This window comes from Pseudoalteromonas luteoviolacea CPMOR-1, from assembly GCF_001625685.1.
In the GTDB taxonomy this organism is placed as follows: Bacteria; Pseudomonadota; Gammaproteobacteria; order Enterobacterales; family Alteromonadaceae; genus Pseudoalteromonas; species Pseudoalteromonas luteoviolacea_K.
On sequence record NZ_AUYC01000084.1, the window covers coordinates 260,361 to 274,217 of the forward strand.

Sequence of the window (13,857 nt, forward strand, 5' to 3'; positions counted from 1 at the left end):
GGTGAGCGAGTGCTCACCTTTCTTATTCTAAGTAGGCGCTAAATCGCTGCTCAAACTTAGCTACCTTAGGCGCAATCATAATGCTGCAATACCCTTGATTGGGGTTATCATCGAAGTAGTTTTGGTGATATTGCTCGGCATTATAAAATGTATCAATTTCACTCAGTTCAGTGACAATGGTGTCTTGGTACTCAGGTTGCAGCTTTGTTATATGAGCTTGGGCTAGCTGTAACTGCGCATCGGAATGATAAAAAATGACACTGCGGTACTGTGTACCAATGTCATTACCTTGGCGATTTAGTTGCGTGGGATCATGTAGTGTAAAAAACATTTCAAGTAGCTTCTCAAACGATACTACATTCGGGTCAAACGCCAGTTGCACAACTTCTGCATGGCCTGTTGTGCCTGAGCAAATATCTTTATATGTTGGATTGAGTGTACTGCCGCCGCAGTAACCAGACGTTACTTGTGTAACCCCTTTAACTCTGCGAAAAGCAGCATCGATACACCAAAAACACCCGCCACCAAACGTGGCCAGTTGTGATTCACTCATTATTCAACTCCTTCGTTTTGCTCACGATGAGGAAAAGCTTGTTGCTGTTTCCCCAGCTCAACAGCAGTATGCTCAGGTGAGCGGGTTCGTTTAGCCAATATGCTATAGGCTGTTGGAATAACAAACAAGGTTAAAATCGTTGCTAAGCTAACCCCCGCGAATACGACGACACCAATTACCATTCTGCTCTCAGCGCCGGGTCCCGTCGCTAACACTAAGGGAATTGCGCTCATAACCGTGGTTAAAGAGGTCATGATAATAGGGCGCAGACGCTGTGTCGCAGCGGTGATGATGGCGTGTTCGAAAGCCAAACCTTTGTCGCGTAATTGGTTGGCAAATTCCACGATTAAAATCCCATTTTTGGCACTGAGTCCTATCAACATAACGATGCCAATTTGACTATAGATGTTGATTGAGTTGTTACTAAAGTACAAACCTAACATGGCGCCAATTAATCCCAGAGGCACTGTTAACATAATGACAAATGGATGCACAAAGCTCTCAAATTGTGCCGCCAAAACCAAGAAGGTGACTGTCAGTGCAAGGATAAAGACATAGGTCATTGCAGATGCGCCTTCATAAAAGAGCTGAGACTCACCTTTATAGTCGATGGCGCCGTCAATCTGATTTTCTTCACTGGCCACAGTGTTCAAAAAATCCAATGCCTGCTCGAGTGTATAGCCCTCTGCAAGATTGGCTGAAATGGTGATTGCACGCATACGGTTGTAGCGGTTTAACCTTGCTGCAGTGGCTTCTTCTTTGATGGTGATCAGACTATCGAGAGGAATGAGTTGGCCTGTTCGGGAAGACACATATACGTTATTAATATCTGTTGGCGTTGTAAAGTCAGCCTTAGTGCCCTTGAGGATCACGTCATATTCTTCACCTCTGTCAATGAAGGTGGTGACACGGCGCTGGCCAAGCATGGTTTCTAACGTGCGACCGATATCGTCGGTGGACACACCTAAATCAGCCGCTTTGAGTTTATCAATACTGATCAAAAATTGTGGGAATGTTTCTTTGTAATCATGATCAAGCCGAACTAATCCTGGGTTGCTTCTTGCCCGCTCAAAAATTCGGTCTCGCCAAGCGGCGAGTTCTTGGTAGTCGTTGCCTTGCAATACGAACTCAATGGGTCGTGAAGACCCTCCGCCGCCAATACCTCGGCGCATAATCGCAAATGCTCTGACATCGGTTACCTGTTGCATTTTGCCACTGATCTCTGACATAACTTGCCAAGTGGAACGCTTTCGTTCATCCCAATCAGGCATACCAACAATGGCAACGCCCCCCATATTTCCCCAGCCAGGCACACGGATCAGCACACGGCTGAGTTCATTGTTTTCAACATACGGCAGGAGGTGCTGTTCAATTTGTGCCATATTGGCCGCATTATTTTCATAGCTGGCGCCTTCTGGACCACTCATCATTAGGAAAAATGTACCGCGATCTTCTTTCGGTGTCAGCTCTGAAGGGATTTGTTTAAAGAGACCATAACTCGCAGCTACTGAGAGCAGTAAAATGCATAAGAGTCCATAGCGGCTGTGTATATTACGTCTTAAGACATTTTGATAATGTCGCTCTAGCTTGCCAAATTGAAAGTTCATCCACTTTGAAAAGCGACCCTCTTGTTCTTGTTTGAGTATTTTAGAACACAGCGCGGGCGATAGGGTAAGCGCCGTGATACTCGAGAAGATCACTGCGGCACTGACCGCCAGTGCAAACTCGGTGAATAGGGCCCCGATCCGGCCATCCATAAAGATCAGTGGCACGAATACGGACACCAACACCAATGTTGTGGCGATGATTGCGAAACCGACCTCTCTGGCTCCTCTAAAAGCTGCTAATAATCTTGGTTCGCCTTGCTCAATGCGGCGGTGAATGTTTTCAAGCATGACAATGGCGTCATCAACCACGAGGCCGATGGCAAGTACCAAGGCCAATAAGGTGAGCAAGTTGATTGAATAGCCCATTGCGAGTAAAAACATAAATGTTGCTATGAGTGCCACTGGCACCGTTACCGCAGGAATAAGCGTTGCACGAATGTTGCCCAAGAAGATGAAAATAATGAGTACAACTAACCCCATGGCAATGGCGAGCGTGCGATAGACCTCTGAAATAGACTCACGAATAAAAATAGACGAGTCATAGCTGTCTTCAATTTTGGTGCCTTCAGGTAGGTTCCTCTTGATGGCAATAAGCTCTTTTCTCACGTTATCAACAACGTCCAATGTATTGGCTTTGGCCTGCTTTACAATGCCAAGCCCAATCATATTCTTACCGTTTCCTCTGAAGGTACTTTCTTCATCTTGTGCTTCTAAAGACACATTAGCCACTTCGCCTAAGCGAACTAAATAGCCATTTTCGCCGCGTTTAACAACCAGTTCATTGAAATCATGTTGTGAGGTGTAACTACGGGCAATTCGCACGGCAAAGTCACGGTCTAAAGACTCAATTTCACCAGCGGGCAGTTCAACGTTTTCGCGACGCAATACGCTTTCAATATCACTACTTGTTATACCTCTGGCGGCCATGGCTTGACGATCAAGCCAAATTTTCATGGCATACCTACGTTCTCCGCCTATTTGCACGCGTGACACACCATCAACAACGGCAAGTCGGTCAACAACATAGCGCTGTGCGTAGTCAGAAAGTTGCAGCGTGTCCATTGAAGTGCTGTTAAGTACAAACCACGCTATGGCGTTTTCATCGTCACTTGATTTTGATACTTCAGGAGGGCGAACTTGTTCAGGTAATCTATCTAAAGCGCGAGAGACACGCTCTCTCACATCATTCGCTGCAGCATCAATATCTCGGTCGACATTGAACTCTATGGTGATATTAGAGCGACCATTTCGACTTGATGAATTGATACTTTTTATGCCTTCAATTCCAGAAATACGGTTTTCTAACACTTGGGTAATTTTAGCTTCAACGACAGCAGCCGACGCGCCAGTATAATCGGTGCTGACATTAACGATCGGTGTTTCAATATCCGGGTACTCTCGCAAAGGTAGCATGGTGAATGCAACGATACCGAATGTGAGTAAGAGTAAATTGATAACAATGGCAAAAGTGGGCCGCTTAACAGCCATATCAGTGATTTTCACATTTTACCCCTTAACAGACACTTGGCTACCACTACGCAATTTGGTGGTGCCTTCAGTCACAACTAATTCTCCAGCTTGAACCCCTGTGACGGCGACCCAGCCGGAGAAGCGATTTAACAATGTGATCTGCTGTTGCTGTACTTTGTTATCCTTAACGACATAAACAAAGTGCTTATCTTGTCGTGGTATTAAACTTTTTTCCGGCACCATTAAGGCGTCAAGTTGCTGCAATTGGACTGCCACATTCAATAACATGCCTGGACGCAGTGCGTGGTCAGTGTTGTTAAAGTTGGCGGTAACTTGAATACTGCGTGTTGCTTCGTTTATACGGGGGTCAATATGTGAGATCTGGCCCAAAAACGCACGACCAGAATAAGCGTCGCTGGTCACATTGGCTGTCATGCCTAATGCCAGCTTCGCCAAGTACTTTTCTGGTAACTGAAAATCAACTTTAATGATACTGATATCATCGAGTGTGGTCAGTGGGGTGTTGTCTTTGACATAACTGCCGATTGATACCAAACGTTTGCCAAGTACGCCATCAAAAGGCGCATGAATACTCATTTCTGATAATTTGAGTTTCGTCGTTTGCAGTTGTGTGGTTAATGCGTCAACCATTGAGCGTTGTGCGTCTAACTGAGAACGTGCTGCTGATTGTGTTTTGGCTAGTTCTGTTAAGCGAGTCAACTGCCTTTGCTGCTCTTTTAAATTGATAGTCAACTCTTTGACAGCTAGAAGTTCCTCTTTATTATTGAGTTGAGCAAGTTTTTGACCGCGAGAGACCTCTTGCCCATCCACAAATGAGATGTCACTGATGTAATCGCTGTGTGAACTCGTAATATCCACAGCTTGATTCGCTCGGGCTGAGCCGATGGCGTTTGCTGTGATGGCGCGTTGTTCGGCAACAACCTCATGGACTGACACTTCGACGGTTCTTGTCGAACGATTTGTTTGCTCTCCTTGTGACGCAGGAAAATAGAGATAGCCGCATAATGCGAATAGCATTAAAATGAGAGTAGGAAAAAGGGCTTTGCCCGACTGTTTTGCACGCATAATTTAATCTCACTATTTGTAGATGATTAGTGTACAAAAATTCTTACGAGAGAAAATCACGGATATCTTGTATATTTGTGTATTAAACGAAAATATAACAGAACAGATTAATGTGTACCTAAAAGGTTACTGACATGCGTAAAGCAAAACCCTGTAAAAGGTGCTTACAACTGAGAAAGTTATTCGTGTGGTTGATTGCCATGCTGATATTTTATTGGTGGTTTTATTATGCATAAAGTTTCATTACGCGCCTCTGCGAATCGCCATAGTATAGAGTTTATGCTCGCTGGTGGTATTTGCTTAGGAGTGATTATTTTATTCGTGACGTTGCGTGCTACACCACCTACGATATTGGAGCTGGCCCTAGCGGCAGCAGCTATCTGCTCGATATTATTGGGTTTTTTGAAAAGTCAGCAGCCTTTCTACAGCATCGAATTGAGCACGTTAGCGTTTAACTATGTACATAAATTTGGCGTTATGCACGTTTCTCATGGCAATTTTCACTCCAGCGGTGTCCCTTTTGTAACTCAAGGAGTTGAAAACCTTGAGTTAAATGCTGTAGGTATTAAACTAAACAATATTGATGAGTTTTTAGCAGAGCTTACCCCCCGTTTGGCTGGTAAGTTGCTAATTGAACAACGGCATATTTTTTTACAAGCTGTTAAAATACATTGCGCAAATGGCAATTGTCCATCAGAATGGCTGGTTGAGGAAACCTGTTATGAGTCGCCGAATGGGCGAGTTTACACAGGTCTAATGGCTATGTTTGCAAACCGGATGCAAAATTTAAAAACGGTCACAGGGTACGATTTATTGTTACCTGCGAATGTTTTGGATAGGGATATATGGCAATTTGCTACTATTTTAAACCACTGGAAATTAAATCCAGAAAAGGTGGTCAGAGATTTGCATGAGCAAATAGCCACCGCTAGATGAAGTAACAGGATATATACATGAGCTTCGATAAAGCCTTTATTAAAAGTGGTCGAAATACCATCATCCATAAAGATAAAAAGCTCGATTTAGTGATCGTAAACGGGGAAGCCCATCCGAGAATTAAGGTAACTGCGACTGGTTTGATACCTTTCAAAGAGGAGTTGCCGAGAAACCGTCGGGAAGCTAAAGAGCGTTATTTAGAGGTGGTGCAAATATCAAGTCCGGACGTATTCAGTGAAGTAAAACGGCTGCTATTTATTCAGTCACTAGACGGTCGTGAATACAAAGTTGATTACAGTAAAATTGGTACTAAATTATTTGTTCGGATTCACCAAGATAGCTACCTCTAACTTGACACTGAGGTAGTCAGTTAGGAGTTGTAATGCTAAAAAAATCGCTTATCGTCACAGCCGTCTCTGTTGTTTTGAGTGGCTGTGGGGGCTCTGGTGGCTCAGATGAAGAAGTTGTCAGAGCCAGCATCAATGCAGGACAAGATGTCACTGTCATAGAAAAGAATGAATTTACACTCAAAGCGACTGCGTCACCAACAGGTGGGACGTTCAATTGGCAAGTGACTTCAGGTCCCTCATTCGAAGGTTTTCCTCAAACAGGCGAAGAGCTTACTGTCACTGCTCCCGATGTTAAAGGGGATAGCATCGCCGTATTAAAAGTAGATTATCTGGCACCATCAGGTGAACTCGTGTCAGACATGCTCAATGTCAATATCACGTCTAATAATCAATTGCCGGTTGCTAAAGTGACTCAAACAGGCCCTGAAACGCCGCCTTCAAAGTATTTGGATACCGTGGTGTTATCTGCGGCTGATTCGAGCGATCCTGACGAAAACGGCCAAGTTGTAGGTTATAAGTGGGAGCTGATATCAGGACCCAGTAATATCACTGTTGAAGACAGTGGCAGTGTGACCTTAAGTTTTGTACATCCTCTGCTTGCCGATACTCAGACGGCAGTATGGCGCTTAACCGTGACAGATGATGAGGGGGGCAGCACCACCACCGATTTTAGCGTTGCATTGGCAAAAAACGACAAGGTGGTGTTGGCCAATGCAGGGGACGATCAGCAGGTATTGGAGTTCGATACCGTGACTTTGGATGCGACCAAGAGTGTGACTGTGGATGGCGAATATACTTGTGCCTGGCAGCAATCCAGCACAGGAGATAGCATTACCTTGGCTGATAGCAGCGCTTGTAAAACCACATTCCAAGCGCCGGATAAAGACGACAAAACATTCGCAACATTTAAAGTCACTGTGACTGACTCGTCTAATCGCACCGGCGATGACGAAGTCCGTATTGATATCTTGCCCAAGCCGTTGAGTAACCTAAACGACAGTGGAGCCAGTGCTTGCTATAACGACTCAGCCATCATTAACTGTGATAATACTGAGTTTCCACGCCAAGATGCTGAGCTCGGTCGAGACAGTGTGGCTCAAGTTATTTCTAAAGAGGGCACCGGTAGCCTTGCCTTTGACTTTACGAAGCTAGACGCTGATGGTAAAGAGTTACGTGATGATGCATCCACATTTAGTTGTGTGCGAGATAATATCACGGGATTAGTGTGGGAAGTAAAAGAAGCAACCGCAGGCACATTACCTACTACGTCAACGCGCAATGCGCAAAATCACTATACTTGGGCTCTAAACCCCGACGGAACAGAGTTAATTGGCAGCGAGTACCCGGTGATAGATCCGGCACCCTGTCCGCACATTAGCGATACATATCGATGTGGTGTGCAAGCTTTTATCACTCGTGTAAATAGTGAGTCGGGTGGCTACTGCGGTGGTAATACTTGGCGCTTGCCAAGTTATACAGAGCTTATGAGTATTGTAGATTTTGGCCGTGTAGGTGTTCATGTACTCGACCCTACTTTCTTCCCAAATGTGCCACAAACGTCACTGCAAGGGCATTTGTATTATTGGACCATTCAGACCGCGGTTGGGGGAACCGATGGCAGTGATGGCAATTTAACTCGTGCTTATGTAATTGATATGGAAACAGGTAATGATGTGCCTAGGGCAAAAGCGCAAACTGCGTACGTGAGGCTAGTGCGAGGTAATACCAATGCAAATTAAGATGATTTTGGCCGCTGCATTATTTAGTCCTTTTGCGATTGCTCAGCAGTGTGCTTCCAATACCTCGGTGCCGCTTTCAACACCTGATGATCGCTTTATCATTAATACGGATGGTACCGTGTGTGATACTATAACTGACATTATGTGGCAGCGATGTACATTTGGTTTTGTGTACAACGCCGAAACCGAGAGTTGCGATAATAAAGAGCAACAATTGAATTGGCAGCAAGCACTGGCAGCTGCAAATAACAGCCGTTTGGGTGACTATGATGACTGGCAGTTACCAAATGTGAAAGAGCTCGCAACCTTAGTAGAGAGAAGCTGTGAGGATCCCGCCATCAATACGACGGTATTTTTAGGTAATCACAGTGGTAATTACTGGACCAATACTACGAATGTTAAAGACATCTCACGCGCATGGACGTATCAATTTTCAGATGGTCTGAATGACAGTTCAAGTATTAAAACATCAGATGCGTTTGTACGATTAATGCGATATACCTTTTGCCCAAAATCTGAACAATAAATTGCGAAGCGGGTAGAGGGGGTTGTACATCGAAAATGTATGCAGCTCATCTCGCTTGGGTTAAAAATAAGTTTGGTTGAAAAATAAAATTTGCTACCCTCATGCTATTACGTATGGGGGTAGTATGAAGTTGTCTATATCTAGCGCTAAATCTGTGTTCTTGTCACTGTTACTCAGTGCGTCGAGTTTTGTGCATGCTGATGATAAATGTGATGTGGAATTAGGACATGGTTTGATCATCACTGATTCTGTGATCCGCATACTTGATAACGGCCAAACCCGAGTACAAATCAATAATGATAACCAGCTATTGGTGCGCGGCATGTGGGTTAAGCTTAATGAGCAAGAAACTCAAGTTCTGCAAGAGTACGCAAAAGGGATCCGAGATACGGTACCTGAGCTCGTTAACTTAGCAACGGATGGGGTCAACTTGGGGCTCAGCGCTATAGAGCAAGTAGTGGAAGGCATGTCTGATAGTAACCCTGAAGTCCTAAAAACGCAGCTGCAATATGTGGAGCGTGCGCTTATGGATAAGTTTAAGCGTGGCGAAGACTTTTATTATATTGCACCGCAATCGCTGTCTAAAATTGATGATTTCTTTACCAAAGAGATAAGCGGCAAAATCCACTCTGCGGTGCACGGCTCTCTTGGCGCGATCCTTGTGTCGGTTGGCGATGCATTTAAATCGAGAGAGGGTAATATAGAAAGTCGCTTTTCTGACATGGGACAACGTATGGAGATTATTTCTAAAGAAATTGACAAGTCTCTACAACAAAAAGCCGCTCAGCTTGAAGTTAAGGCAAACGAATATTGCGAGTGCCTCAATACTTTGGATGAAACTGAAAAACGTTTACAAGTTATTGTCCCAAGCTTAGCGGCGTTTGATCTAGTACAGATCCGATCTTAAACATCTAGTTTATACAACCGCTTGGCGTTTTCAAAGCTAAGGTTTTGCCATACACTGCTATCAACTTGTTGAATAAGCTCATAATAGTGCTGCCACTGTGCCTGATAATCACGATGGATGAGGCAAACCGGGTGATTAGTTGCCAGCATCACACGTTCTGGACCAAAGTAGGTTAATAGCGCTTGAAGTTGATAGTGTGGTGTCATCGGCGCATCTAACAGCTCGTGCCCTGAAAACTTGATATAGCAGTTTTTTAATTGCGAAAGTAATTGAATATTTTCTTGCCATGTATGGTTCTCAGTCATGAATCCCGCATGATTAATCACCAAAGTGGCTTCTGGCTGTTCGCTGTAAATCTCATACATATGGCGACTGACATCGTTGTTATGTACTTCAAATTGCGCCTCAAAATGTATGCTTTGCTGTGCTAAATAATGGAGGTTCTGCACGGTATGCTGGGACAGCAGTCGCTGGGCATCATCACCTTCTGTGATATCCCTAATGGCAATTAAACTGGGGTGTTGGAGTTCTTCTAGCGCATTGCGAAACTGTTCGTGTGGACTGTCTATTTGGGCATAAGCGACGGCTTTATAAGGCAGTGGGGGTACGATGTTCGCTAACCACTGCAGCTCTTTGATTGGATGAATATTATCGAACCCTGCTTCGACATGCACGCAAGCTGCAACTTGAAAAGTTACATCACCTTGCAATGCACATGGTAAATGGTTTTGTTGGATCTCACTCAAGTTACGCCAAGCTGGAGGGTTGTGCTTTAACCAGCTGTAATTACCTTTGTCGAGATCAAAAAAATGCAAATGTGGGTCGATTATCTTCATTAGCGTGCTGTATAACCACCGTCTATGGTTTGCAAACTACCAGTAATAAACGCAGCATCATCACTGAGTAAAAATGCCACCAGCGCGGCAATTTCATTAGGTTGACCTAATCTGCCTAGCGGCTGAAGAGCGGCTTCTTCGGCCACAACTGCTGTTTTGTCGGCACCGCTTTGTGCACAATATCTGTCAATTGCATTGTGGAACAGTGGCGTTTCGATTGTACCCGGACAGACCGCATTGGCGCGTATATTGTACTGGGCATAATCTAGGGCGGTAGTTTTTGCCATCGAGGCCAGTGCATGTTTACTGAGGTTGTAAGCAAAAGAGTTAGGTTTCCCTACATGTGCTTGGTCTGAGGAAATCAGCACAATCTTACCATCACGTTGCGTTTTCATCGCTGGTAGGACTGCTTGTATGGCTGCATACGCCCCTTTTACATTGAGCGCGAATAATGCATCTAACGTTGCTTCATCTGTGTTTTCAATAGTCGCACTGAGGTGTTTGCCTGCATTTGATATTAAAGCATCTACGCGACCAGTGTCTTCGACAATACTGTGGATGGCCTGTTTAACTTGCTCCACTTGGCTTACGTCGCACTGACGGTATTCACCGAGGTCGCTATGTACAATATCGAGGTTAAATACTCGGTAGTTTTGATTCAGCAGCTTTTCGACAATGGCTTTGCCAATGCCAAAGCTGCCACCAGTAATGATGGCAACAGGTTGCATATATTTTCCTTAGTGGTCGTGACCACAGCCGCCTGCGCCGTGCACATGGCCATGGGATAGTTCTTCGGCTGTCGCTGCTCTCACATTAATAACTTCAACATCAAAGGTCAGTGTCTTGCCAGCAAAAGGGTGATTTAAATCACAATCTGCATTAAAGCGACCGACTTTTACAATGCTTACTTGATGACGCCCTTGGTTTGATTCAACGATGGCTGTCATGCCTGGTTTCCATACTTTGTTTTTACCTAAGCCTTGCAGGTGCTTGATTGGGATACGCTGAATTAGGCCTTCTTGGTATTCACCATAGCTGTCTTTAGGTTCTAGTGTCACGGAAAATTTGTCGCCGGCAGATTTTCCGTCTAGAGCTTCTTCAAGACCTGGAAGCATGCCGTCTTGACCATGCAAGTAGTTTAGCGGCTCTCCATTTTTGCTCGATTCAATTTGCTCTGAACCTTCTGTTAGCGTGTAATGAAATTCTACCGCTGTATCTTTTGTAATTTGCATATGTATTCTTCTGTCTCTTGAGTGTGGCTTTATATTCTACGCTAGGGCCTAGTCTGGGGGCAAGCTAGGTTCAGCGGTGCTTGGGACTTCTTTCAGTTGGATTGCTTCCTCAAGTACATCGAGATAGCTTGGTGTCGTCACCGGATGCTTTGTCTGTGCTTTAGCTTTTGTAGGTAAATGTAAAATAAGTACTTTACCGGGAGATAGAATACTTGCTGATTGTAAGTTGTTCCAATCGAGTAAGTCTTTCAAAGGTACTTGATAGTGCTGGCTTAAATCCCACAAAGAGTCCCCTGCGATAATCGTGTGATGATGCTCTATAGTCGCTTGCTTAGGGGTTGCAAGCTGTTCTAAATAGGGACTTATCTTATAATTTACAGTGAGAGAGCGGTTAATATTCGCCTGATTTATTAGTAGCGTCTCACCAACCCTTATCAAGTTGTTTTGCTTATTATTCAATTGCTTTATTGCCTTTACTGAGGTCCCAAACTGGCGTGCAATACCATATAAAGTGTCATTGAGTTTGACTTGATAGCTTTTGCTAAATTGCTCGCGGTAAAATGGGCTTTGCATTAACGCTTGATCAGTAAGTGGCACTAACACTTTGTAGGGGCCTTGCTCTGGTGTTTGGTGCCGCAAATAACCGCTGTTCAAGTCATGCAATTGTTGTTTATCGATATTAAGCAGTTGTGATAAGACGCCAAAGTTAAATGCTTGGCCAACATCTAAAATTGTGGTGGAGGCCTGATTGGCAAGCTCAGGTCGTTTAAATCCTGTTTCTGGGTGCTTCAATAAGTAACTTAATGCCAGCAGTTTGGGGATGTAATCTGCGGTTTCTTTTGGGAGTTTTAGATGCCAATAATGTGTGCTTTTTCCCGCACTGCGATTACGCTTAATTGCTGCTTTGACACGGCCTTCACCTGTATTATAGGCTGCGATTGCATGCAGCCAGTTACCGTCAAATGTTTTGTGTAAATACGTCAAATAAGAAAGTGCGGCATCTGTGGATGCGAGTACATCACGTCGACCATCGTACCAGTCATTGCTTTGTAAGCCAAAATGGTAGGCGGTTGCATCTACCAACTGCCATATGCCTACGGCGCTTTGCTTTGATACAGCTTGAGGGCGAAAATCACTTTCTACAAAAGGTAACAGCGCAAGATCTAGAGGCAGTCCGCGCTGCTCTATTTTTTTGACAATATGGTACAGATACGGTTTAGCACGCTGGTTTACGGTAAGCAGATATTCTGGCTGTGATAAATACCACTCGACTCTGGTTTTGACGCGTTGATGCGGCGTTTGTTCAAAGCGAAGGTTCTGGGCAATGTGCTGCCATATGTCAGGTGAGCGATAAGGCTTGGGCGGCGCTTGTTCTTGCACCGCGCGTTGCGGCACTGTTTCAACGACAAGTTCAGGTTTTTTAGTCGTTAATAAGTCTTGCAATACATCCTGAAGTGAAGCTCTTTGAATAGGTGTTTGCTTACACCCTAAGATGCTTAAAAAAATGATGCAGCAACAAAGCTGTATATAAATGTTTTTACGGATCATAGGCGCTTAATACTGGAAAACACGATGGGTGATCAACAGATAAATTAGCATAGCTCATGTGTCGTACTATACCTTCTGGTGGTTATTTGTTCAAAAGCTAGTGTGCTTTTTTTGCTTTGTGGCCTGCTCAAAGTAGGCATCAAATTGACTTTTTGAAAAGCCACTTTGTTGATATTGCTGCCGTAACTCATCAACCTGTTGCGGGTTATATTTTGAATTTAATAGAGATAAAAACTGCATCGGTAGACGGAGTTTTGCGCTTTTATAGGGTTTACCAAATCCTGGAAGTACCCACTTTATTTGTTCGGAATGCTTAAGAGTATGCAGGGTTTTTTGCCAGCCCTGAGTGTGGGACTGGGGGACATATGGCAAAGCATTTGTTGTGTGACCACCAAAAAGGGCTTGGTTGCTATGACTATATACATATAGTGCAGCGCCTTTATAGCCTTCAACGGGCGTAACCGATAGCGAGTAACGGCCCAGATCCAGAGTAATGACTTTAGACACAGAGATCACTGTCGGTGGAGATATGTTATGCCAGCGGCTCAAGCGTTGCTTGGCTTGTTGTAACTTCGCATGCCAAGCTAGCTGCTTGGACTCGGGGACTTTAGAAATACGTTGTTGGCTCAGCAATAAGCTTTGCTCAAATCCTACGAGTTTTTGTTCCAACTCCTGCTTTATCGTATTACTTATCGCGTTTTTTGTAGATGTGTTATCTGTTGGAGTGTAAATCAGTGCGTTTGGAAAAGCGCTTTTGAGTAACGCGATACCAGATAGCTGCTTGGGGTCTAAGTTTGTGGCGACGATGAAGCACAAAGGCACGGTAAGTTTTGAACGCATTTGCGCAACTAACAATTCAAGCGCAACGAAGTCACCATGACTGTCTATCAAGGCTGCGCACTTATTACCTTGGATAATCGCTTGATTGGGGAGGAGGTAACGTGCTTCTTTGGTCGGCTCAATGAGCACAGTGTGTTTATCGACTTGATGCCAGTTTGCTGCCTGAGCATAGATGGGGGAGAGCATCAGCACGAGAAAGAGGCCAAACGCAATCCGATTTGGCATGG

The 13,857-nt window shown here is 44.5% G+C and carries 13 protein-coding genes; 5 read left to right on the plus strand and 8 right to left on the minus strand.

Annotated elements, in window-relative coordinates; genetic code table 11:
* Window positions 1-22 precede the first annotated feature (22 nt).
* The 3 genes from msrA to N473_RS24290 are packed head-to-tail and all read right to left on the minus strand — an operon-like array spanning window position 23 to window position 4,716.
* Window positions 23-556: a peptide-methionine (S)-S-oxide reductase MsrA gene (gene msrA, locus N473_RS24280; protein WP_063370194.1), complete on the minus strand. Its 534-nt coding sequence runs from the start codon at window positions 554-556 to the stop codon at window positions 23-25.
* A complete protein-coding gene (locus N473_RS24285; RefSeq protein WP_063370195.1) occupies window positions 553-3,663 on the minus strand; it encodes an efflux RND transporter permease subunit in 3,111 nt (1,036 codons plus the stop codon). Before N473_RS24285 ends, msrA begins: the two co-directional genes overlap by 4 nt.
* Window positions 3,664-3,666: 3 nt before the next feature.
* A complete protein-coding gene (locus tag N473_RS24290; RefSeq protein ID WP_063370196.1) occupies window positions 3,667-4,716 on the minus strand; it encodes an efflux RND transporter periplasmic adaptor subunit in 1,050 nt (349 codons plus the stop codon).
* A gap of 228 nt (window positions 4,717-4,944) precedes the next feature.
* On the opposite strand from N473_RS24290, the gene N473_RS24295 reads away from it, so the two are divergent.
* The 5 genes from N473_RS24295 to N473_RS24315 all read left to right on the plus strand — a co-directional run bounded on the left by N473_RS24295 (window position 4,945) and on the right by N473_RS24315 (window position 9,174).
* Window positions 4,945-5,652, plus strand: coding sequence for a DUF2982 domain-containing protein (locus N473_RS24295; RefSeq protein ID WP_063370197.1), 708 nt, complete (start codon window positions 4,945-4,947; stop codon window positions 5,650-5,652).
* Window positions 5,653-5,669: 17 nt separating this feature from the next.
* Window positions 5,670-6,002, plus strand: coding sequence for a hypothetical protein (locus tag N473_RS24300; RefSeq protein ID WP_039608288.1), 333 nt, complete (start codon window positions 5,670-5,672; stop codon window positions 6,000-6,002).
* Between the two features lie 32 nt (window positions 6,003-6,034).
* Window positions 6,035-7,741: a DUF1566 domain-containing protein gene (locus N473_RS24305; protein WP_063370198.1), complete on the plus strand. Its 1,707-nt coding sequence runs from the start codon at window positions 6,035-6,037 to the stop codon at window positions 7,739-7,741.
* Window positions 7,731-8,267, plus strand: coding sequence for a DUF1566 domain-containing protein (locus tag N473_RS24310; protein WP_063370199.1), 537 nt, complete (start codon window positions 7,731-7,733; stop codon window positions 8,265-8,267). The genes N473_RS24305 and N473_RS24310 overlap by 11 nt, the downstream gene beginning before the upstream one ends.
* A 124-nt stretch (window positions 8,268-8,391) precedes the next feature.
* Window positions 8,392-9,174 carry a YggN family protein gene (locus N473_RS24315; protein WP_063370200.1) on the plus strand — a complete coding sequence of 261 codons (783 nt, stop codon included), beginning with the start codon at window positions 8,392-8,394 and terminating at the stop codon, window positions 9,172-9,174.
* Here the strand turns inward: N473_RS24315 and N473_RS24320 are convergent.
* The 5 genes from N473_RS24320 to N473_RS24340 all read right to left on the minus strand — a co-directional run bounded on the left by N473_RS24320 (window position 9,171) and on the right by N473_RS24340 (window position 13,855).
* Window positions 9,171-10,010: an amidohydrolase family protein gene (locus N473_RS24320; RefSeq protein WP_063370201.1), complete on the minus strand. Its 840-nt coding sequence runs from the start codon at window positions 10,008-10,010 to the stop codon at window positions 9,171-9,173. The two genes, N473_RS24315 and N473_RS24320, sit on opposite strands and share 4 nt — an antisense overlap.
* The gene (locus tag N473_RS24325) at window positions 10,010-10,738 is read right to left on the minus strand and encodes an SDR family NAD(P)-dependent oxidoreductase (RefSeq protein ID WP_063370202.1); all 729 of its coding nucleotides are present in this window, start codon (window positions 10,736-10,738) and stop codon (window positions 10,010-10,012) included. The genes N473_RS24320 and N473_RS24325 overlap by 1 nt, the downstream gene beginning before the upstream one ends.
* A 9-nt stretch (window positions 10,739-10,747) precedes the next feature.
* Window positions 10,748-11,242 (minus strand): FKBP-type peptidyl-prolyl cis-trans isomerase, encoded by a 495-nt coding sequence (locus N473_RS24330; protein ID WP_063370203.1) that lies wholly within the window; start codon window positions 11,240-11,242, stop codon window positions 10,748-10,750.
* A gap of 48 nt (window positions 11,243-11,290) precedes the next feature.
* The gene (locus N473_RS24335) at window positions 11,291-12,790 is read right to left on the minus strand and encodes a transglycosylase SLT domain-containing protein (protein ID WP_081221421.1); all 1,500 of its coding nucleotides are present in this window, start codon (window positions 12,788-12,790) and stop codon (window positions 11,291-11,293) included.
* 90 nt (window positions 12,791-12,880) lie between these two features.
* Window positions 12,881-13,855, minus strand: a complete 975-nt coding sequence (locus tag N473_RS24340) for a hypothetical protein (protein ID WP_063370204.1) — start codon at window positions 13,853-13,855, stop codon at window positions 12,881-12,883.
* Between the last annotated feature and the right edge of the window lie 2 nt (window positions 13,856-13,857).